Source organism: Parvibaculum sp. (genome assembly GCF_049671045.1).
In the GTDB taxonomy this organism is placed as follows: Bacteria; Pseudomonadota; Alphaproteobacteria; order Parvibaculales; family Parvibaculaceae; genus Parvibaculum.
Genome location: NZ_JBATUH010000054.1, coordinates 1 through 18,688, shown reverse-complemented (window position 1 = coordinate 18,688; position 18,688 = coordinate 1). Strand labels below are relative to the sequence as shown.

General features: G+C 64.9%; 20 protein-coding genes and 1 tRNA gene. 13 read left to right on the top strand and 8 right to left on the bottom strand.

Going from position 1 to position 18,688, the window contains the following annotated elements:
* Together WBG82_RS06915 and WBG82_RS06910 are read left to right on the top strand one after the other, a co-directional pair.
* Window positions 1-152, top strand: a 152-nt coding sequence (locus WBG82_RS06915; RefSeq protein WP_424423034.1) for an acetyl-CoA carboxylase biotin carboxyl carrier protein subunit, incomplete at its 5' end; no start/stop codon positions are given.
* Between the two features lie 135 nt (window positions 153-287).
* The gene (locus WBG82_RS06910; RefSeq protein WP_424423031.1) at window positions 288-1,307 is read left to right on the top strand and encodes a hypothetical protein; all 1,020 of its coding nucleotides are present in this window, start codon (window positions 288-290) and stop codon (window positions 1,305-1,307) included.
* Here the strand turns inward: WBG82_RS06910 and lipB are convergent.
* Window positions 1,304-2,005: a lipoyl(octanoyl) transferase LipB gene (lipB, locus tag WBG82_RS06905; RefSeq protein WP_424423030.1), complete on the bottom strand. Its 702-nt coding sequence runs from the start codon at window positions 2,003-2,005 to the stop codon at window positions 1,304-1,306. The genes WBG82_RS06910 and lipB overlap by 4 nt on opposite strands.
* Before the next feature lie 65 nt (window positions 2,006-2,070).
* Between lipB and WBG82_RS06900 the strand changes: the two genes are divergently transcribed.
* From WBG82_RS06900 to WBG82_RS06870, 7 genes are all read left to right on the top strand, one after another.
* A complete protein-coding gene (locus tag WBG82_RS06900; protein WP_424423027.1) occupies window positions 2,071-2,298 on the top strand; it encodes a FliM/FliN family flagellar motor switch protein in 228 nt (75 codons plus the stop codon).
* 198 nt (window positions 2,299-2,496) lie between these two features.
* Window positions 2,497-3,057, top strand: coding sequence for a precorrin-2 dehydrogenase/sirohydrochlorin ferrochelatase family protein (locus WBG82_RS06895; RefSeq protein ID WP_424423025.1), 561 nt, complete (start codon window positions 2,497-2,499; stop codon window positions 3,055-3,057).
* The gene (locus tag WBG82_RS06890; protein WP_424423023.1) at window positions 3,054-3,854 is read left to right on the top strand and encodes a phosphoadenylyl-sulfate reductase; all 801 of its coding nucleotides are present in this window, start codon (window positions 3,054-3,056) and stop codon (window positions 3,852-3,854) included. Before WBG82_RS06895 ends, WBG82_RS06890 begins: the two co-directional genes overlap by 4 nt.
* Window positions 3,855-3,944: 90 nt before the next feature.
* Window positions 3,945-4,029 (top strand) — tRNA-Leu (locus tag WBG82_RS06885).
* A gap of 209 nt (window positions 4,030-4,238) precedes the next feature.
* Window positions 4,239-5,228, top strand: a complete 990-nt coding sequence (locus WBG82_RS06880; protein WP_424423021.1) for a Kelch repeat-containing protein — start codon at window positions 4,239-4,241, stop codon at window positions 5,226-5,228.
* Window positions 5,229-5,245: 17 nt separating this feature from the next.
* On the top strand, window positions 5,246-6,418 hold the full coding sequence (locus WBG82_RS06875) for an isovaleryl-CoA dehydrogenase (RefSeq protein WP_424423019.1): 1,173 nt from the start codon (window positions 5,246-5,248) through the stop codon (window positions 6,416-6,418).
* Window positions 6,419-6,421: 3 nt separating this feature from the next.
* Window positions 6,422-7,204, top strand: a complete 783-nt coding sequence (locus WBG82_RS06870; protein WP_424423017.1) for a thioesterase family protein — start codon at window positions 6,422-6,424, stop codon at window positions 7,202-7,204.
* Window positions 7,205-7,246: 42 nt separating this feature from the next.
* Here the strand turns inward: WBG82_RS06870 and WBG82_RS06865 are convergent, their stop codons facing one another.
* A complete protein-coding gene (locus WBG82_RS06865) occupies window positions 7,247-8,122 on the bottom strand; it encodes a phosphatase PAP2 family protein (RefSeq protein WP_424423015.1) in 876 nt (291 codons plus the stop codon).
* A gap of 88 nt (window positions 8,123-8,210) precedes the next feature.
* Between WBG82_RS06865 and WBG82_RS06860 the strand changes: the two genes are divergently transcribed.
* Window positions 8,211-9,407 carry an acetyl-CoA C-acyltransferase gene (locus WBG82_RS06860; RefSeq protein WP_424423013.1) on the top strand — a complete coding sequence of 399 codons (1,197 nt, stop codon included), beginning with the start codon at window positions 8,211-8,213 and terminating at the stop codon, window positions 9,405-9,407.
* A gap of 37 nt (window positions 9,408-9,444) precedes the next feature.
* A complete protein-coding gene (locus tag WBG82_RS06855) occupies window positions 9,445-9,885 on the top strand; it encodes a DUF1489 family protein (protein WP_424423010.1) in 441 nt (146 codons plus the stop codon).
* On the opposite strand, the gene panC is transcribed toward WBG82_RS06855, so the two are convergent.
* Window positions 9,882-10,748 carry a pantoate--beta-alanine ligase gene (gene panC, locus WBG82_RS06850; RefSeq protein ID WP_424423008.1) on the bottom strand — a complete coding sequence of 289 codons (867 nt, stop codon included), beginning with the start codon at window positions 10,746-10,748 and terminating at the stop codon, window positions 9,882-9,884. The two genes, WBG82_RS06855 and panC, sit on opposite strands and share 4 nt — an antisense overlap.
* Window positions 10,749-10,857: 109 nt before the next feature.
* Here panC and WBG82_RS06845 point away from each other — a divergent pair, with 109 nt between their 5' ends.
* On the top strand, window positions 10,858-11,202 hold the full coding sequence (locus tag WBG82_RS06845) for a hypothetical protein (RefSeq protein WP_424423005.1): 345 nt from the start codon (window positions 10,858-10,860) through the stop codon (window positions 11,200-11,202).
* Window position 11,203: 1 nt separating this feature from the next.
* On the opposite strand, the gene WBG82_RS06840 is transcribed toward WBG82_RS06845, so the two are convergent.
* The 4 genes from WBG82_RS06840 to WBG82_RS06825 all read right to left on the bottom strand — a co-directional run bounded on the left by WBG82_RS06840 (window position 11,204) and on the right by WBG82_RS06825 (window position 16,817).
* The gene (locus WBG82_RS06840) at window positions 11,204-12,382 is read right to left on the bottom strand and encodes an iron-containing alcohol dehydrogenase (protein ID WP_424423003.1); all 1,179 of its coding nucleotides are present in this window, start codon (window positions 12,380-12,382) and stop codon (window positions 11,204-11,206) included.
* A complete protein-coding gene (locus WBG82_RS06835; RefSeq protein WP_424423000.1) occupies window positions 12,379-13,773 on the bottom strand; it encodes an aldehyde dehydrogenase family protein in 1,395 nt (464 codons plus the stop codon). Before WBG82_RS06835 ends, WBG82_RS06840 begins: the two co-directional genes overlap by 4 nt.
* A complete protein-coding gene (locus WBG82_RS06830; RefSeq protein ID WP_424422998.1) occupies window positions 13,774-15,153 on the bottom strand; it encodes a glutamine synthetase family protein in 1,380 nt (459 codons plus the stop codon).
* Between the two features lie 98 nt (window positions 15,154-15,251).
* A complete protein-coding gene (locus tag WBG82_RS06825) occupies window positions 15,252-16,817 on the bottom strand; it encodes an amino acid permease (RefSeq protein ID WP_424422995.1) in 1,566 nt (521 codons plus the stop codon).
* Between the two features lie 392 nt (window positions 16,818-17,209).
* Here WBG82_RS06825 and WBG82_RS06820 point away from each other — a divergent pair, with 392 nt between their 5' ends.
* Window positions 17,210-18,088 (top strand): division plane positioning ATPase MipZ, encoded by an 879-nt coding sequence (locus WBG82_RS06820; RefSeq protein ID WP_424422992.1) that lies wholly within the window; start codon window positions 17,210-17,212, stop codon window positions 18,086-18,088.
* 40 nt (window positions 18,089-18,128) lie between these two features.
* On the opposite strand, the gene WBG82_RS06815 is transcribed toward WBG82_RS06820, so the two are convergent.
* The coding region (locus tag WBG82_RS06815) for an SPOR domain-containing protein (protein WP_424422989.1) at window positions 18,129-18,688 on the bottom strand (560 nt) is incomplete at its 5' end.

Here is an 18,688-nt window from a genome sequence, read left to right as displayed (position 1 = left end):
TGAAGGCCGGCGAGCCGCTCGCCATCGTCGAGGCGATGAAGATGGAGAACATTCTCCGCGCCGAACGCGATTGCACCGTTGCGGCGATCGAAGCGAAGCCCGGCGACAGCCTCGCCGTCGATGCCGTTATCATGGAATTCAGCTTCGAATAAGGATCGCTTTCCGTTCCCTCATGGCCCGCGCCTCGCGCCCGGCCATGAGGGGCGGAGGCGCGCCAAAAGCTCCGTTGACACACTGCCATATTGCGGCGAGCCTGATATTTCGCGGTCTGCGGCGAAGGAGGCTCCATGCGCGTCCGAATTCTCTCAGTCCTGTTCACGCTGGCGTTGGTCGCTCTTTCGATTGCGCCCGTGCGGGCCGCGAGCGTCAGGGTCGAGGCCGGAGTGTCGGGGGCGCAGGGCGGCGTCGAATGGCAGGTTGACGACACGCTGTTCCTCGCCGGGCGCGATATCAGCGTCACGCGCGATGTGGCCGGCTCGCTGACGGCAACGGGCGAGATCGTCTCCCTTGGCCGGGAAACCAATGTCAAAAAGGATGTGTGGATCGCGGCCCGCCGGGTCGCCGTCGAGGGTGAGATCGGTGGCGAGCTTTCGATCCGCGCGCAGGATGCGCTTATCAATGGCCATGTGAAGGGTAATGTGAGCTTCTATGGCGTGCATATCGCCTTCGGGCCCGATGCGCGCATCGACGGCAATGTGAACTATTACGCGGCCATGCCCGCCGAGATCGACGCGGACGCGCGCATCGCCGGCAATATGCGTTCCAAGGTCTGGGACGAGACGATGAAGAGCGAGCCCTATCGGCCCTATTTCGTCGAACGGCCCGATCGCTGGAGGATGCCCGGCTACAGGCTTTCCTGGCCGGGGGCCATTCTCTTCGGCTTCATCGCGGGCGTCGTCGCGCTTGCCGCGCCCGCCTCGGCGCTCAGATTGCGCGAGGCCGCGTCCGCGCAGCCGGCGCTTGCCTTTCTCATCGGGCTCATCTGGCTGATCGGCACGCCCATACTCGCCATCATTTCGGCAGTCACCATCATCGGCCTGCCGCTCGCCTTCATCGTCATTCTGCTCTGGCCGCTTGGCGTGCTTGCGGGGCTCGTCGTCGCGATTATGGTGCTCGGCGCGCTTTTCTCCGGGAGGATGACGCTTGCCGACAAGGGATCGGCGCGGCTCATCATCGGCGTCGCGATTGCGACGCTCCTCCTCTGGATCGGCATTTCGCTGCCGGCCTTTGGCGGCTTTGTCTGGCTGGCGGCCGTCACTTTCGGCGTTGGCGCGCTGGTGCTCGCTGGGCGCGCGCGCACTTTCTAGCGCGGCGTCTGCGGCGTTGCGAAGATGTCGTCGAATGCCGCGCGCAGCGCCATGTCGACATCGCTCATGCTGGCGGTGATGCCGAGATCGGAAAGGCTCGTCACGCCATACTGGGTGATGCCGCAGGGAACGATGCCCGAGAAGTGATCGAGGTCCGGGTCGACGTTGAGGCTGATCCCGTGAAACGTCACCCATTTCCTGATCCGCACGCCGATGGCTGCGATCTTGTCCTCGCGGCCTGGCCCCTTGTCGGGGCGGCGCACCCAGACGCCGACGCGGCCATCGCGCAATTCGCCCTTCACGTTGAACTGCGCAAGCGTCGCGATCAGCCACGCCTCGAGGTCGCCCACGAATTTGCGCACGTCGGGCGTGCGGTGTTTCAGGTCGAGCATGACATAGGCCACGCGCTGTCCGGGGCCGTGATAGGTGTATTGCCCGCCGCGCCCGGTGCGATAGACAGGAAAGCGCTCGGGCGCGAGCAGGTCCTTTTCATCGGCGCTTGTGCCCGCCGTATAGAGCGGCGGGTGCTCGAGCAGCCAGACGAGTTCCGGGGCGTGTCCTTCGGCGATGGCGGCGGCGCGCGCCTCCATTTCCGCCACGGCGACCTCATAGGGGACAGGCGCATCCGAGATGCGCCATTCGACGGGCCGGGCGGCGGGCCGGTCAGGCGCGGCCTCGTGCATTGCGTTCTTAACCATGGCGTAACTCTAACATGCGACCTTTCTTAAAAGTTGAAGCCGCGTGAGGCCAGGTGGGGGCGGGCATGAATGCCGTCAATAACGTCTTTGTCGAAATCTCGGTCGTCCTGGGCCGGACGAGCCTGCCGATCCAGCAATTGCTGAAGATGGGCCGCGGCGCCGTCATCGAGCTCGACGCGGGCCATGAGGACGAGGTTTGGCTCCTCGCCAACAATGTGCCGATCGCGCGCGGCGAGATTATCGTGCAGGGCGAGAAGATTGCCATCTCCATTACCTCGACGCTGACCAACTGAAGCTACACCGGCAACCAGCCGAACGGGGCCCCTTAGCGGGCCCTTTTTTGTATTTCTACGATAATATATTGTATAAATATATATAATACGCGCAGATATTGAACTATTCCGCCGCTTGGCTTATTTCTATGGAAATTCGATCAGGCGTGCCGTCGAGGCGGTGGTCTACCACCTCCACAGTCCCCGTCAGGAGATCAGATGCTTCCAATCGTGCTCGATGTCAGCGCGCTTCATGTCGTGCTCATCGGCGAGGGTGAGGCCGCGTTGAAGCGGCTGGAGCTTCTGGACGCAGCCGGGGCCTCGTCGGTGGCGGTTTATTCGGCCGCGCCGGGAGCGGATCTCCGGGCGCGCGCCGGTGGCAGGCTCAAGGGCGAGCGCCCCTCGGTCGAGGCGCTGGAGGGCGCAGGGCTCGTCTTCATCGCCGGGCTTGCGGATGAGGAGGCGGCGGCACTTGCCGCCACGGCCCGCGGGCTGGGGCGATTCGTGAATACGGAGGACAGGAAGGCGCTCTGCGACTTCCATGTCCCCTCCGTCGTCAGGCGGGGCGATCTCCTCCTGACGGTTTCGACCGGAGGCCGCTCACCCGGCCTCGCAAGGCGCCTCAGACGGCACCTGGAAGGGTTGTTCGGGCCGGAATGGGCCGGACGAATCGAAAGGCTCGCCGAAAGGCGGGAGGGCTGGCGGGCCGAAGGGCTCGACCTTGCAGAGATCGGGCAGCGGACCGAGGCGTATATCAAGGAAGAAGGCTGGCTCCCATGACCATCGTTCAGATCAACCATGAGGCGCGCGCGGCGGTCATGGACACCGATGCAAGGCTTTCGCCCCGGCTCGCGCGCTTGCGCGAGCTTTATGCGGGGCTTTCGGGCCAGGCTCTTCTCGAAGCGATGATCAAGACCGAATTTGCCGGCAAGATCGCGGTCGTTTCGTCCTTCGGCGCGGAATCGGTCGTGCTGCTGCATATGGTGGCGGAGATCGACCCGACGACGCCGGTCATCTTCCTCAATACGGGCAAGCTCTTCGGCGAGACGCTGCGCTATCGCGACCGGCTGCAGGAGCGGCTCGGCCTCACCGATATCCGCGCGGCGGGCCCGCATCCCGGCGATCTCGCGCGCCAGGACCCCAATGGCGGGCTTTGGAACTCCGACCCCGATGCCTGCTGCTTCATCCGCAAGGTTCTGCCGCTCGAGCGCGCGTTGAAGGGCTTCGAGGCGTCGATCACTGGCCGCAAGCGCTTCCAGACGAATGCGCGGGCGAGCATGGAGCCGATCGAGGAGGAAGCCGTTCGCGGCACGGGCGAGCCCGGCAGCGCCAAGGGCACGCGCTTCAAGATCAATCCGCTGAGCTTCTGGGGCCAGGAGGAGCTTGAGCGCTACACGGACGCGCACCGGCTGCCGCGCCATCCGCTGGTGAAGGACGGGTATCTCTCCATCGGTTGCATGCCCTGCACCGAGCGTGTGCCCGAAGGCGGTAGCTATCGCGACGGGCGCTGGGCCGGCCGTGACAAGGACGAGTGCGGAATCCACCTTCCGGTCAACACGGATGGCGACGGAATTTGAGCCGGAAAACAGATTCCCGTGCCGAAACATGAATTTGCAGCTTGAGGTCCGGTGAGGGATTTGTTACATCGGCGCGTCCTTGAGACATGCGCGGTCGTGGCGGAATTGGTAGACGCGCAGCGTTGAGGTCGCTGTGGGGCAACCCGTGGAAGTTCGAGTCTTCTCGACCGCACCATGTCCAGGGAACGAAGCAAAAGACGACTGATGAAAAGCCGGCTGGCCCCTCAGGGCAGCCGGCTTTTTCATTTGTGCAGGTTCATTTGCCCGGGCACTCCCGGCTGGCCCATTCGGGGCATTCGCCCGCTGGCGATATGCCGGTAAATCAAGCACACTCCCGCTGAACATTCCTTCCGGCAGGTTTCCTGAAGATTCTTCGAGGACAAAATGAGTGAGCCCGATTCGCGCAGCCATCTCCTGGCGATGATCGGCGCAGTCCTGATTGCGGCCGTGATGACGCTGCTGCCGGGCGGCGCGGCGGCGGAGGGCTGGCGGGACGGTACGCCCATGACGACGGCGCGCGCCTATGCGGGCGCGGCGCTACTGGGCGACGATCTCTATGTGATCGGCGGCGGCGGCATTTCGGGGCCGCACTCCATTACCGAAATCTACGACACGGTTGGCGACATCTGGCGGGCGGCGGCGGCCTTGCCTGTCGGCCTCCAGCAATTCGGCATCGCGGTCAGCGGCGGCAAGATCTATGTGGCGGGCGGCTACTCCGCTCGCGGCACGCGCGACAACCAGATTGAGGAGGAGAGCGACAATCTCTGGATTTTCGATCCGGCGGTCGGCACATGGATCAGCGGCGCGCCGATGCCGTCGAGCCGGGTGGCGCTGGGGCTCGCATCTGTGGGCGGCAAGCTCTATGCGATCGGTGGCAAGGGGCCCGGTGCCGGCCGCGTCTTCGTCTATTCGCCCGAGACCGATCGCTGGGCCGTCGCGGCGGCGTCCATGCCCGCGCCCCGTTCGGACCTTGCGCTCGCCGTCGCCGGAGACGAGATTTATGTCATTGGCGGGCACGAGGGCAAAGCGGCCACAACGCGTGTCGATATTTTTGATACGGCGCGCCAGGCATGGCGGCCGGGCCCGGCATTGCCCTCGCCGCGCGAGGGGCATGTGGCCGCCGTTCTCGATGGCCGGATACATGTCACCGGCGGCGAGAGCCTTTCGCCTCCGCGCAGTTATGCCGATCACTTCGTGCTCGATGCGAAGGGCGGCGCATGGGGCCGCGCGGCGCCGCTGCCGACGCCGCGCCATGCGGCGGTTGCCGCCGTTGCGCATGGGCGGCTTTTCGTAATTGGCGGCAGCCCCGGCGCTGGCGTCTATACGGTCTTCACCCAGTCCGATGTCGTCGACATCTATTCGCCTGACAAATAACAAGAGAAGCGTTCGACATGGTTGCCAATGATTTCCAGTCACTCGATTTCGATCTCGGCGAAACGGCCGACATGATCCGCGATACGGTGCGCTCCTTCACCGCCGACAGGATCGCGCCGCGTGCCGCCGAGATCGACCGCACCAACAGTTTTCCGCGCGACCTCTGGCCCGAGCTTGGAAATCTCGGCCTGCTCGGCATCACGGTCGAGGAAGAGTTCGGCGGCGCGGGGCTCGGCTATCTCGAGCATGTCGTCGCGATGGAGGAGATCAGCCGCGGTTCGGCGAGCGTCGGTCTTTCCTATGGCGCGCACTCCAATCTCTGCGTGAACCAGCTTCGCCGCTGGGGCACCGAAGCGCAGAAGCGCAGATATCTGCCGAGGCTCATTTCGGGCGAGCATGTCGGCGCGCTCGCCATGTCGGAGCCGGGCGCCGGGTCTGACGTCGTCTCCATGCGGCTCAAGGCCGAGAAGAAGGGCGACCGCTACATTCTCAACGGCAACAAGATGTGGATCACCAACGGTCCTGACGCCGAGACACTGATCGTCTATGCGAAGACCGATCCGGCGGCCGGACCGAAGGGCATCACACCCTTCATCATCGAGAAGTCGTTCAAGGGTTTCTCGCCGGCCCAGAAGCTCGACAAGCTCGGCATGCGCGGCTCGAACACGGCCGAACTCGTCTTCGAGGATTGCGAGGTGCCGGAGGAGAATATTCTCGGCAAGGTCAATGAAGGCGTGCGCGTGCTGATGTCGGGTCTCGACTATGAGCGCGCCGTGCTCGCCGCGGGGCCGCTCGGCATCATGCAGGCCTGCATGGATGTCGTCGTGCCCTATGTGCATGAGCGCAAGCAGTTCGGCGAGCCCATCGGCACCTTCCAGCTCATGCAGGGCAAGCTCGCGGATATGTATTCGACGATGAATGCCTGCCGCGCCTATGTCTATGCGGTGGCGAAAGCCTGCGACCGCGGGCAGACGACGCGAAAGGACGCCGCGGGGGCGATCCTTTATGCGGCCGAGAAGGCCACATGGATGGCGCTCGAGGCGATCCAGACGCTCGGCGGCAATGGCTACATCAACGACTATCCGACGGGCCGCCTGCTGCGCGACGCGAAGCTCTATGAAATCGGCGCGGGCACGAGCGAAATCCGCCGTATGCTGATCGGCCGCGAACTCTTCAACGAAACGGCCTGATCCATGGAATCCGTATTCAAGGTTGATGGCGCGATTGCGCATGCGCGCACTCATGCCGCGGGCCCCTGGGACCCTTCGATGCAGCATGGCGGCGCGCCTTCATCGCTTCTCGCCTGGGCGATCGAGCGCATCCCGACCGCCGTGCCCATGCAGGTGGCGCGGCTCACCTTCGATCTGCTGCGCCCTGTTCCGCTCGGCGATCTCGAGGTGCGGACGGAAGTCGTGCGCGAAGGGCGGAAGATCCAGCTTTGCGCGGCGAGCCTTCTGGCAGGCGGTAAGGAGGTCGTGCGGGCAAGCGCGCTCAAGATTCGCGCGGGCGACTATGCGGAACTTTCCGGCCTGACCGATCAGCCCGTGAGCGTGCCGGGGCCTTTGCAATCGCCGCCCATCGACGAGGCGGTTCGCATGAGCAGCGGCTTCATCTCCGGGCTCGATGTGCGCAATGCCAGAGGCAGTTTCGGCCTTCTCGGCGCTGGCGGGCCGGCGGCCTGCTGGTTCCGCCTCAACCGGCCGATCGTCGAGGGGGAGGGCAATTCGGCGCTGATGTGCGCCGCCGCTGTCTCCGATTTCTGCAACGGCGTTTCGTCCGTGCTCGACCGGAGCTGGACCTTCCTCAATGGCGATCTGTCGATCAACCTCGCGCGGATGCCGGTGGGCGAGTGGATCCTTCTCGACGCCGAGACATGGCTCGGGACGGATGGCGTCGGCATAGCGGCGGGCCGCCTTGCCGACGAGCAGGGCTATTTCGGCCGCGCCGTGCAGAGCCTCGTCATCGAAAAGCGCTAGGCGGGAGGGCGCAGGCGGCGCTGCCGTCTGCGCCCCGTTTGGCTATTTGACGAGCCCGACGACCCTGAAGGCCGATGGCGCGATGGCGGTCATGTAGAAGCCGAGGAACGCGCCGATGCCGTAGCCGGCGATGCTGGCGTCGAGCGCGAGGGTCGCGGCAGCCTTCATGAGTGCGTCGCGCAGCACGAAGAGGATGACGACGCCCGCGACGCCCATGACGATGCGCAGCCACCAGGCGGGCAGAACGGGCGCCTCTGGCGCAAGCCGCCGGTCCGTCTCCGCGCCTGCGACCCAGCCGAAAAGGAGGGCGAGGACGGTGAGCGTCGCGTCGGGCTTTTCTCCATTCGGCCAGCTGTAGAACAGCACCACGGCCGCGACCGCGATGACCGCGAGATGGAGCGCGGTCGGCCATCTGCGCGCGACGTCGAATGTCGGCGACAGCAGCCAGGCGAATATGAAAATGCCGGCAAGACCGAGCCCGATGCCGGTCAGCACGTCATCTGGATCGTGCACGCCGAGATAGAGGCGGCTCAGGCTGACGCCAGCGACGATAACGAGCGCCGCGCCCCATGCCCAGGGGCGGCGCAGCTCATAGGCGAGCCAGAGCCACATGGCCGCCGCGACCTGCGCGTGGCCGCTGGGGCGGCCATAGGAGCCCGTGACGCGCTCGTCGAGCCAGTATTTCTCGTCCGGGCGCGGGTCTTGCCAGAGGTCCTTCAGCCAGCCATTGATGACCGCCGTGATGGCGATGAGGATGGTGAGGCGCGTGGCGCGCTCGCGGTCCCAGAGCCAGTAGGCGAGCGGCAGGGCGATCAGAAAGAAATTGGTGTAGCCAAGCCATGTGAAGGCGTTGGCAAGATGCGTCGCCGCGTCGCTTCGCAACGGCAGCACCCAGTCCATATCATGCAGATAATTCACGCGAAGCTCCCCCATCCCCTTGTTTTGAGCTAGGTTGCGAATCCCCACCCAGCCCATTTTGGTTCCGCATCTTAGCCCCGAGGATAAAATGGCCAAATCGTCTCAAGCCGCCGATCCCGTCGTCATCGTCAGCACCGCGCGAACGCCGATGGGCGGATTCCAGGGCGACCTTGCGAGCCTGAGCGGGCCGGAGCTCGGGGCCGTCGCCGTCCGGGCAGCGGTCGAGCGGGCGGGGCTTCCCTCCGGCGCCGTCGACGAGGTGCTGATGGGGTGTGTGCTCAGCGCGGGCGCGAAGCAGGCTCCGGCGCGGCAGGCGGCGCTTCTCGGCGGGCTCGATCAGTCGACGCCATGCACCACGGTGAGCAAGGTTTGCGGATCGGGCATGAAGGCGATCATGCTCGGCGCGGATGCGCTGGCGCTCGGCCATGGCGATGTCATCGTGGCGGGCGGCATGGAGAGCATGACCAATGCGCCCTATCTTCTCACCAGGGCGCGCGGCGGCTATCGCCTCGGCCATGGCGAGGTCAAGGACCACATGTTCCTCGACGGGCTCGAGGACGCCTATGAGGGCCGGCTCATGGGGACCTATGCCGAGGAGACGGCGCGGCACTATCAGTTCTCGCGCGAGGCGCAGGATGCCTATGCGACGGCCTCGCTTGCGCGCGCGAAGGACGCGATTGCCAATGGGAGCTTCGCCCCGGAAATCGTGCCCGTCGCAGTGAAGGGCAGGAAGGGCGAGGTCGAGATCACCCAGGACGAGCAGCCGCTCAAGGCCGATCCCGCGAAGATACCGACGCTGAAGCCCGCCTTCGCCAAAGACGGTTCGGTGACGGCGGCGAATTCGAGTTCGATTTCGGATGGCGCGGCGGCGCTGGTGATGATGCGGCTTTCGGAAGCGGAGAGGCGCGGACTTCAGCCCATCGCCGCGATCCGTGGCCATGCCGCGCATGCGCAGGCGCCCGCCTGGTTCACCACCGCGCCCGTCGGCGCGATCAACAAGCTCCTTGAACGGACGGGTTGGGCGGCCGGCGATGTCGATCTCTACGAGATCAACGAGGCATTCGCCGTTGTCGCCATGGCGGCGATGCACGAGCTTGGCCTTGCCCATGACAACATGAATGTCTTTGGCGGTGCCTGCGCGCTCGGCCATCCGATCGGCGCGTCGGGCGCGCGCATCGTGGTGACGCTTCTCAATGCGTTGAAGCAGAAGGGGGGCAAGCGCGGCGTGGCCTCGCTCTGCATCGGCGGCGGCGAGGCGACCGCGCTCGCGGTCGAGATGTTCTAGGGAGCCTGATGGCTTCCAATCGCGGGAGTGAGTGGGCGTGGCGCTTCATCTGATCAAGCTTTGTGTCGGCGCTGACGACGTCGAGGACTTGCGGAGCTGGCAGCAGGAGCGGCTCGCCGAAAAACGCAGGCTCAAGGAGCCGCAGATCCTCGCGCATGTCACGCGCATGGTGCCGACCCGCGCGGACGAACTGCTCGACGGCGGCTCGCTCTATTGGGTGATGAAGGGCTTCATCCGCTGCCGCCAGCGGCTCATTGGCATCGAGCCTTTTGTCGACGGGGAGGGCGTGAAGCGCTGCCGCCTCGTCCTCGACCCGGAGATCGTGCTGACCCGCAGGCGCGAAAGGCGACCCTTTCAGGGCTGGCGCTATCTGCCCGCAGCCGACGCGCCCGCCGATGTGAAAAGCAGCGAGGGCGACGAGACGGACGAGATGCCCGAAGCGATGCGGCGGGAACTCGAGGAACTGGGCCTGCTCTAGACAGGCATGTTGTCAATGAGGCGCGTGCGGCCGATCTTGGCCGCGACGAGGATGCGCGCTGGCGCGGTGACACGGCCGCTCGGGAACGATGCCAGCGAGGAGGCATCGCACACTTCGAGATAATCGACATGGTCGAAGCCGAGTGCGCGGATGCGGTCCGCGCCTTCGCGCGTCGCGTCTGGAATGATCGCGCCCTTCGCGATCTTCTCTGCCGTTTCGCGCAGGATCACGTTGAGCTGGCCCGCGGCCTTGCGCTCCTCCGGCGAGAGATAGACGTTGCGCGACGACATGGCGAGGCCATCCTCCTCGCGCATGATGGCGCCGCCGACGATCTCGACCGGAATGTCGAGGTCGGTGACCATGCGGCGGATCACCTGAAGCTGCTGCCAGTCCTTCTCGCCGAAGCAGGCGATGTCGGGAAGCGACTGGATGAGGAGCTTCGAGACCACGGTGGCGACGCCCGCGAAATGGGTCGGGCGGAACTGGCCTTCGAGCGGTTCGGAAACGCCTGCGACCGACACCTTGGTCGAAAAGCCTTCCGGGTACATTTCCGCGGCCGAGGGCGCGAAGATGAGATCGGCGCGTCCCGCGAGCCTTTCCGCATCGGCCTTCTCGGTGCGCGGATAGGCATCGAGATCTTCATGCGGCGCGAACTGCGTCGGATTGACGAAGATGGAGACGATGACGCGGTCGGCCTTCGTCTTCGCGAGATCGACGAGCGAGAGGTGCCCCTCATGCAGCGCGCCCATGGTGGGCACGAGAGCGATCTTCAGCCCCGCCTTGCGCCATGCCGCTATTTCGGCGCGCAAATCCGCCACCATGCGCGCGACGGGCAGGGAATAGCTGGTTCTGTCGATCGTCATGGCGTCTCTCCGGGCGTCTCTCCGCAACTTCGCGGCGGACCTTATCGGATCGGGGCAGCGCGCTCAACGCGCACTGGCGATGGCGCGCGGCATCTCCCATATGAGGTTCATGGACAGGAAAGCGATCATCGCTCTCGGCGCGGCCATAGCCTTCGCGGCCTGTTCAGGCGTGGCGGGACCCGCCCGCGCGGCCGAATTCCCGTGGGAGCCCGCAACGCCGGCCCCGCCGCCGCCCCTCAATGCGCCGCAATCGAAAGCGCCGGTGTTCAGGACGCCTTCGGTGAGCCCGCCCTCCCGCGTCGTGCCCGGCCATTGGAGCCGATATGGCTTTGTGCCGACGCGCCAGAGCGAGGGGCCGCCGCCCGCACCGGCGGCGCCCGGCGAGAAGACGCAAGGCTGGGTGCCCGGCCATCACGACAGTAATGGCGCGTGGGTGCCGGGGCATCCGGAATAGTTCAGATGAGCCGCCCTTCGATGGCCTTCTGATAGAGCGCTTCGTAGTCGCCCACCGTCATCGGAAGCGGGTTGCCGCCCGTCGAAGGATCGGCGAGCGCCATGGGCGCCGCTTCGGGAATGACGTCGAGGCCGACGCCGATGTCCTTCAGCGTATGCGGAATGGCGATGTCCTCGCGCAGCCGCAGCACCCAATCGACGAAGCCGCCGAAGCTCTGGTCCGCAAGGCCGAGATAGCGGGCCGCTGCCGCGAGCTTTTCCTCGATCGCCGGCCGGTTGTGGATCAGCACATAGGGCATGACGACCGCGTTGGTGAGGCCGTGATGGGTGCCGCGCAGCGAGGAGCAGGGATGGCTCATCGAATGCATGGCGCCGAGCCCCTTCTGGAAGGCCGTCGCACCCATCGAAGACGCGGCGAGCATGTAGGAGCGCGCCTCGATATTGCTTCCCTGCTTCACGGCGACGGGGAGCCATTCTTTCACGAGCCGCATCCCCTCGAGCGCGATGCCCTGCGCCATGGGGTGCCAGAAGGGCGAGCAGAAGGCTTCGAGATTGTGCGAGAGCGCATCCATGCCCGTCGCCGCCGTGATATGCGCCGGAAGGTTCACCGTGAGCTCGGGATCGGCGATGACCTCCACAGGCTGCATTTTCGGGTGGAAAATGATCTTCTTCGTGTGGTCGCGCTCGTCGGTGATGACGGCGGCGCGACCGACCTCGGAGCCCGTGCCCGCCGTAGTCGGCACGGCGACGACAGGCGCGATGCCTTTCGGATCGGCCCGCGTCCACCAGTCCTCGCGGTCTTCATAGTCCCACATGGGGCGCGACTGGCCGGACATGAAGGCGATCGCCTTGCCCGCATCCATGGCGCTTCCGCCGCCGAAGACGATCACGCCATCATGATGGCCGTTGCGGAAGCATTTGAGGCCCGCCTCGACATCGGCGCCGGTGGGGTTCGGATGCACATCGGCAAAGAGCGCGCTCGGCAGGCCGCCATGTTCGAGCGCGTGCAGCGCCTCGATGATCATAGGAAGCGGCTTCAGCCCCGGATCGGTGACGAGAAGGGGGCGCGAAATGCCGGCGGCGCGGCAGGTTTCGGCGAGTTCCGCGACGCGGCCGGGGCCGAAGCGGACCTTGGTGGGATAGTTCCAGTTGGCGGAAAGCGAGGGATACTTGTCGATCATTTGGTTTTCGTCCGCAGGTGATAGCTTTTCGGCCGTGTCAGGTACTCATAGCCGATCCGCGAAAGCGTGCAGCCGCGGCCTGTATCCTTCACGCCCGTCCAGGCGAGCGCCGGATCGAGATAGTCGCAGCGGTTCATGAAGAAGGTGCCCGTTTCGATGCTGTCGCCGATGGCGATGGCGGCGTCCTCGTCTTCGGTCCAGACCGAAGCGGTGAGCCCGTAGGGACTGTCGTTCATGAGGCCGATCGCCTCCTCGTCGGAGCCGACCTTCATGATGCCGATGACGGGGCCGAATGTTTCCTCGCGCATCACATCCATCTGGTGATTGACGTCGACGAGAACTTGCGGCGCGAGATAGGGCGTGCCGGGCTTCGAGGCGGGAAAGAGCTTTTCGTCGACAAGGGCCCGCGCGCCGCCGCGTGTGGCGCTTTCGATCTGTCCACGGACGAATGAGGCGGCGGAGGTGCGCACCATCGGTCCGATCGTGGTTTCGGGATCGAGCGGATCTCCGAGCCTGTATTTCTTTGTCAGCTCGACGAAACCGTCGACGAATTCGTCATAGACATCGGCATGGACATAGAGGCGTTCCTTGCCGCAGCAGGACTGGCCGGAGTTGAAAAAGGCGCCATCGACGATGTTCTCGATGGCGAAGGGCAGGTTCGCGTCGGACCTGACATAGGCCGGGTCCTTGCCGCCGAGTTCGAGCCCGATGCCGATGAAGCGGCCGGATGCGGCCTTGACGACGGCATGGCCGCCCGCGACAGAGCCGGTGAAGGCGACGTAATCGACGCGGCTGTCGCCGATCGCGCGTTCGGTCGTCTCATGGCTCATATGGAGGATCTGGAACAGGCCGTCGGGCGCTCCCGCCATCTCGAAGGCGCGCTGGAAACGCTCGGCGCAAAGCGGCGTCTGCCCGGAATGTTTCAGGATCACGGCATTGCCGGCCATGAGGGCGGGGACGACGCAGTTCACAGAGATGAGATAGGGATAGTTCCAGGCCGCGATGGCGAGCACGACGCCCAGAGGCTCCCGCCTCAGCCAGCGGTTGAAACCTTCCTTGGGGCCGACATCGATGTCGGCTAGCGCCTCGGGCGCGATGCCGACCATGTAGCGCGCGCGCTCCTCGAAGCCGCGAACCTCGCCCGCGCCGAAGGCGACGGGGCGGCCCATCTGCCAGGCGAGTTCGGGAACGATCTCATCCTTCATCGAAACGAAAGCCTCGACGAAGCGAAGGCAGAGCGCCGCCCTTTCATGGAGCGGCACGCGCTTCCATGCGGCTTGCGCCTGTTTCGCTTCGCTCAGCGCCCCGTCGACCTCGCGCCATGTGGCCAGGGTGCGTTCGACATAGATGCTCCCGTCGACCGGGGAGATGACTTTCAATGTATCGCTCATTTATCCGCGCTCGAATCCTCTCATGACTTCCCAGTCCGTCACGCGACGGTCGTACTCGAACTGCTCCCAGCGGCCCGTATGGAGGTAGTGCTCGATCACCTCGTCGCCAAGCGCGGCCCGTAGCGTATCGGATTTCTCAAGCTCGGTCAGCGCGTCGCGGAGCGTTCTCGGCAGCGAAGGAATGCCGGTGCCGGCATAGGCGTCGCCCTTGAACTCGGGTTCTAGGGCGAGCTTGCCCTCGATGCCGGCAAGCCCTGCGGCGATGAGGGCGGCATAGGCGAGATAGGGGTTGAGGTCGGCGCCGCCGATGCGGCATTCGACGCGCAGGCTCTTGCCATGGCCGCAGAGGCGGAAGCCGGCCGTCCGGTTGTCGTTCGACCAGACGACATTGGTCGGGGCGAAGGTGCCCTGAACGAAGCGTTTGTAGGAATTGATGTTCGGCGCGAGGAAATAGGTCATCTCTCGCGCATGTTTGAGCTGCCCGGCGAGGAATTGCTGGCCGAGCGCGGAGAGGCCGTAGAGCTTGCTCTTCTCGTCGTGAAAGAGCGCCTTCTTGTTCTTGTCGTCCCAGAACGACAGATGGATATGGCAGGAAGACCCCGCCAGCGCATAGTTCCACTTGGCCATGAAGGTGATCGCCTTGCCGTGAAGATGCGCGATCTCCTTGATGCCGTTCTTGAGAATGGTGTGGCGGTCCGCCATTTCGAGCGCCTCGGCATAGCGGATGTTGATCTCCTCCTGGCCGGGGCCCCATTCGCCCTTCGAGTTCTCGACCGGAACGCCCGCGCCTTCGAGCCCGTTGCGGATGGCGCGCATGATGCCTTCTTCCTTGGTCGTGCCGAGAATGTGGTAGTCCTCGATGTACCAGTTCGCGGTCTTGAGCCCGCGATAGTTCTTCTCATGCACCGCCTCGTAGCTGTCCTCGAAGAGATAGAACTCAAGCTCCGATGCCGTCATGGCGGTCATCTTCGCTTTCGCGAGGCGTTTGAGCTGCTGCTTCAGAATGGCGCGCGGCGCATGGGGAACATCGTCGCCATGATGGTCGAGCGTGTCGCAGAGCACGAGTGCCGTTCCAGGCAGCCAGGGAATGCGGCGCAGCGTGCCGAGATCGGGCTTCAGCACGAAGTCGCCATAGCCCTTTTCCCAGCTTGCCGCCTTGTAGCCGGGCACGGGCTCCATATCGGCATCGACCGTGAGAAGATAGTTGCAGGCATGCGTTTCGTGGACGGCGGTGTCGAGAAAATAGCCGGCCTGCATGCGCTTGCCGACGAGGCGGCCCTGCATGTCGGGCATGGCCATGATGACGGTGTCGATATGGCCGGCGCTGGCGAGATCGGAAAGCTGATCGAGGGTGAGTTTCCCGGAGACGGGCTGTGGCATCGAAAGGGCTCCATTGTTCCTGCCGGGCGGTTCGCGAACCGCCGGAGCGTCAGGCAACAGGGCCTGACGCTCCATCATGATGGTTCAAGCGCGGAAAATCAGACGCGCGTCGTTTCGCCAACGGCGGCTTCCGCCGCGCGGATATTCGCCAGGCGTTCGGCGGCAAGCTCGCCGGTGGGCGGGCCCTGGAAGCGCCTGTTCTCGAACACCACCCAGACGACGGCCGTGACGATGAGGAAGCCGACGGTGATGTCGAGCGCCCAATCGTTCGGCGGCTGCACGCCGATGGTGAAGATGAGCACCATCGAGATGATCGAGAGGATCGCGACAAGCGAGTAGGCCCCGCGGCCGATATTCCACGGACCCATCTTCGGCCATTTCGAGGTTCCGTACGTGAAGAGCCCGAGCGTGATCGGGATTACGAAGGAGAAGAACAGGAAGATGACCGTGCAGGAAACCACGATCGCATAGGCCGATGTGCCCGCGATCGAGACGAGCGAGGCACCCCAGACGAAGACGAAGGCAGATGTCGCGCCGGTCCAGATGGCGGCCACGGGGGTGCGGTATCTGGGCGAGACTTTCGCGAGCGCCTTGGAGAAGGGCAGGCCGCCGTCCCGCGAGAAGGCGAAAATCATGCGCGAGGCCGATGTCACCGTCGCCAGGCCGCAGAGAAGCTGCGAGACGAAGATGGCGAGGAAGAGCGCTTCCTTGATCCCGCCGGGAACGCGGGCATCCATCGCCCAGAAGAAGACGTTCCAGCCCTGCTTCGCCGCCTCGTCCATGTCGGGGATCATGAGCACGAAGGAGCACAGCATGATGTAGCCGAAGACGGTCGACCAGATGACCGAGCGCACCATGCCGCGCGGTACGGAATGGGCGGCACGGACGGTTTCCTCCGACGTATGCGCCGAGGCGTCATAGCCGGTGATGGTGTAGATCGGCAGCAGGAGGCCGAGCAGGAAAACCCAGCCATTCGAGACTTGCGGCCAGACGCCGCCGCCCGCATCGCCCGAATAGTTATGGAACGTGAACAGCCGCGAGAACTCCCATGACGGCGCGAAGACGAGGCAGACCACGGCGAGCACGACGGCGGTGGCGAAGATCAGATAGCCCGAGAAGTCGGTGAGCCTCGCTGTGAGGCCGATACCGTAGTGATTGATGAGGGCCATGCCGCCGGTGATGATGCCGAGGAAGATCGTCTGGTTCGTCAGCGTGTTCTCGATGCCGAGCGAGGTGCCGAAGGCGCCGATGAAGAAAGTCCACGTGCCGGCATTGATCGCGCCGAGCACGGTGACGAGGCCGAGTAGGTTGAACCATGCGGTCACCCAGCCCGTGAAGCGGTTGCCGAGCAGCGACCCCCAGTGATAGAGCCCGCCGGCGGTGGGGTAGGCGGAACTGATCTGCGCCATGGCGACGGCGAAGACGCCGGAGACAGCGCAGCCGAGCGGCCAGCCTATGCCTATGCCGATGCCGCCGGAACCGGATGTTGCCTGCGCGAGCGAATTGATGCCGCCCGACAGAATGCAGATGATCGAAAAGGAAATCGCGAAATTCGAGAATGTTCCCATGCTGCGTAGCAACTCCTGGGCATAGCCCATGCTGTGCAGCACCTTGATGTCTTCCGAAATGTCGCCAGCGCCTGGCGGTTGCTTGTCTGTGGCCATCTTCCCCTCATAAATCCTGTTGTGTTTCATCATCGGGCCCGGCGGGCCGATGTTCGATCACAGAATGGGAAGACGACACGCAGCCGTTTGGTCCCTCCGGCTTTCACCGTGGGATCATGTATTCCTCGTTACTTTTCGGGCTGATAAGCGACATGGTGAAGGCGGCCCCCCCTTCAAAGAAAACCGCGCGGACTTCCCGTGTGAAAAAGTCTGCACCCATTCGGGACGCTTTTCATCAGGATTATTGAAATAGGCGTGTCGTATTTTGCGAATGCTGCTAATCGGTTTCCCAGAAGGGTCTGATCGGGAATCGCCTCTATGGTGGCGGTTGACGGGCGGCGGAGGCGAACGGACACTCGCTGACGGGCTCAAATGACGGGGTTGCTGGGGATATGACTGATACCGGGCCGGAGCGGAAATCCGCTCACATCGTGGTGCTTGGAAACGAAAAGGGCGGTTCGGGCAAGACCACGAGCGCCATGCATCTCATTGCCCTGCTTCTGCATGAGGGCGCGCGGGTCGGATCGATGGATCTCGACGGACGCCAGCGTTCGCTGACGCGCTATGTCGAGAACCGCAAGGCCTGGGCGGAGGCGAACGGCGTCAATCTCGTCATGCCGGATCATGTGGTCATTGCGCGTTCGGACGCGGATTCGGTCAGCGAGGCGCAGGCGGCCGAGCGCGAGGCCTTCGAGACTAATTTTGCGCGCCTGGCGCTCGCCAATGATTTTGTCGTCATTGATTGCCCCGGCAGCGACACCTTCCTGTCCCGCCTCGGCCATGCGGTGGCCGACACGCTCATCACGCCGATGAATGACAGTTTTGTAGATTTCGATCTTCTGGGCCGCGTCGATCCGCAGAGCTGGAAGATCAAGGGCCCGAGCGTTTACAGCGAGATGGTCTGGGAAAGCCGCAAGCGCCGCGTCATGGCCGATGGCGGCAAGATCGACTGGGTGGTGATGCGCAACCGCCTCTCCTCGCTGGCGGCGAAGAACAAGCGCCGCGTCGAGGGCGTGCTCGAGTCGCTGGCCGATCGCATCGGCTTCCGCCTTGCGCCCGGCTTTGGTGAACGCGTGATTTTCCGCGAGATGTTTCCCTCAGGCCTGACACTCCTTGATCTCAGGGAGGAGGGCGTCGAAGCGCAGATGTCGATGTCTCATGTCGCGGCCAGGGCCGAGGTGCGCGCGCTGCTCGATGTGCTGCAACTGCCGATGCCCGCCGCCGGCGCGGAAAGCGCACAGCCGGTGGACGGTCAGCTCGCTACGGGGTGAGAGGACGCGGCCCGCGCCGGGCAGCGTAGGCGCAGGCCGTTCAGCCGCGCGATTTCTCGTGCGAGGCGCCGCCCTGCGGGATCGCCCAGTTGGCGGGCGGAATGGCGATGCAGGAAATGCTCTCGCGGGCGAGGCGGCCGCAGGCATTGCGCGCTTCCTTCTCGCCCTCGAAGCCGCCGAAGCGCGAGCGATAGAGCGTGCGGTTGTTCGCGGTCTTGACCGGGATCGTGACGGGCACGGCCTTGTTCAGTTCAGGCGCCGCCTTGATGGCCGAACGGATGCGGTCGACGGCATCCGCCTGCTCGGCGAAGGCGCCGATCTGAATGACCCAGCTTCCCTCGGGAATGAGCGGATCGCTCGCCGTCCAGCCATGGCCGGTCGGCGCTGGCACGGCCGTGGCCACGGTCTGGCGGAGATCGAGAGGTTGCGTCGCCTGCGAACCCTCGCTGGCCTGGGCGGGCGTCACAATGAAATTGCCGAGCTGGCGGCCCGCCTGGCGAACGGGGCCTTCGGCCTTCTTGAGCGCGGCGAGCGCATAGGCGGTGGCGTTGTCGATGGGCGCGGCGGCGGGGCGGCTGGCTCCGGCTTTCGCGCTGGCGG

Bases quoted from the DNA above. Each gene is read 5' to 3' on its own strand.
- lipB (WP_424423030.1), bottom strand. From the start codon at position 2,005: ATGGTTAAGAACGCAATGCACGAGGCCGCGCCTGACCGGCCCGCCGCC.
- WBG82_RS06895 (WP_424423025.1), top strand. From the start codon at position 2,497: ATGCTTCCAATCGTGCTCGATGTCAGCGCGCTTCATGTCGTGCTCATC.
- WBG82_RS06860 (WP_424423013.1), top strand. From the start codon at position 8,211: ATGGCCAAATCGTCTCAAGCCGCCGATCCCGTCGTCATCGTCAGCACC.
- WBG82_RS06830 (WP_424422998.1), bottom strand. From the start codon at position 15,153: ATGCCACAGCCCGTCTCCGGGAAACTCACCCTCGATCAGCTTTCCGAT.
- WBG82_RS06900 (WP_424423027.1), top strand. From the start codon at position 2,071: ATGAATGCCGTCAATAACGTCTTTGTCGAAATCTCGGTCGTCCTGGGC.
- panC (WP_424423008.1), bottom strand. From the start codon at position 10,748: ATGACGATCGACAGAACCAGCTATTCCCTGCCCGTCGCGCGCATGGTG.
- WBG82_RS06875 (WP_424423019.1), top strand. From the start codon at position 5,246: ATGGTTGCCAATGATTTCCAGTCACTCGATTTCGATCTCGGCGAAACG.
- WBG82_RS06845 (WP_424423005.1), top strand. From the start codon at position 10,858: ATGGACAGGAAAGCGATCATCGCTCTCGGCGCGGCCATAGCCTTCGCG.
- WBG82_RS06880 (WP_424423021.1), top strand. From the start codon at position 4,239: ATGAGTGAGCCCGATTCGCGCAGCCATCTCCTGGCGATGATCGGCGCA.
- WBG82_RS06835 (WP_424423000.1), bottom strand. From the start codon at position 13,773: ATGAGCGATACATTGAAAGTCATCTCCCCGGTCGACGGGAGCATCTAT.
- WBG82_RS06890 (WP_424423023.1), top strand. From the start codon at position 3,054: ATGACCATCGTTCAGATCAACCATGAGGCGCGCGCGGCGGTCATGGAC.
- WBG82_RS06870 (WP_424423017.1), top strand. From the start codon at position 6,422: ATGGAATCCGTATTCAAGGTTGATGGCGCGATTGCGCATGCGCGCACT.
- WBG82_RS06840 (WP_424423003.1), bottom strand. From the start codon at position 12,382: ATGATCGACAAGTATCCCTCGCTTTCCGCCAACTGGAACTATCCCACC.
- WBG82_RS06820 (WP_424422992.1), top strand. From the start codon at position 17,210: ATGACTGATACCGGGCCGGAGCGGAAATCCGCTCACATCGTGGTGCTT.
- WBG82_RS06825 (WP_424422995.1), bottom strand. From the start codon at position 16,817: ATGGCCACAGACAAGCAACCGCCAGGCGCTGGCGACATTTCGGAAGAC.
- WBG82_RS06910 (WP_424423031.1), top strand. From the start codon at position 288: ATGCGCGTCCGAATTCTCTCAGTCCTGTTCACGCTGGCGTTGGTCGCT.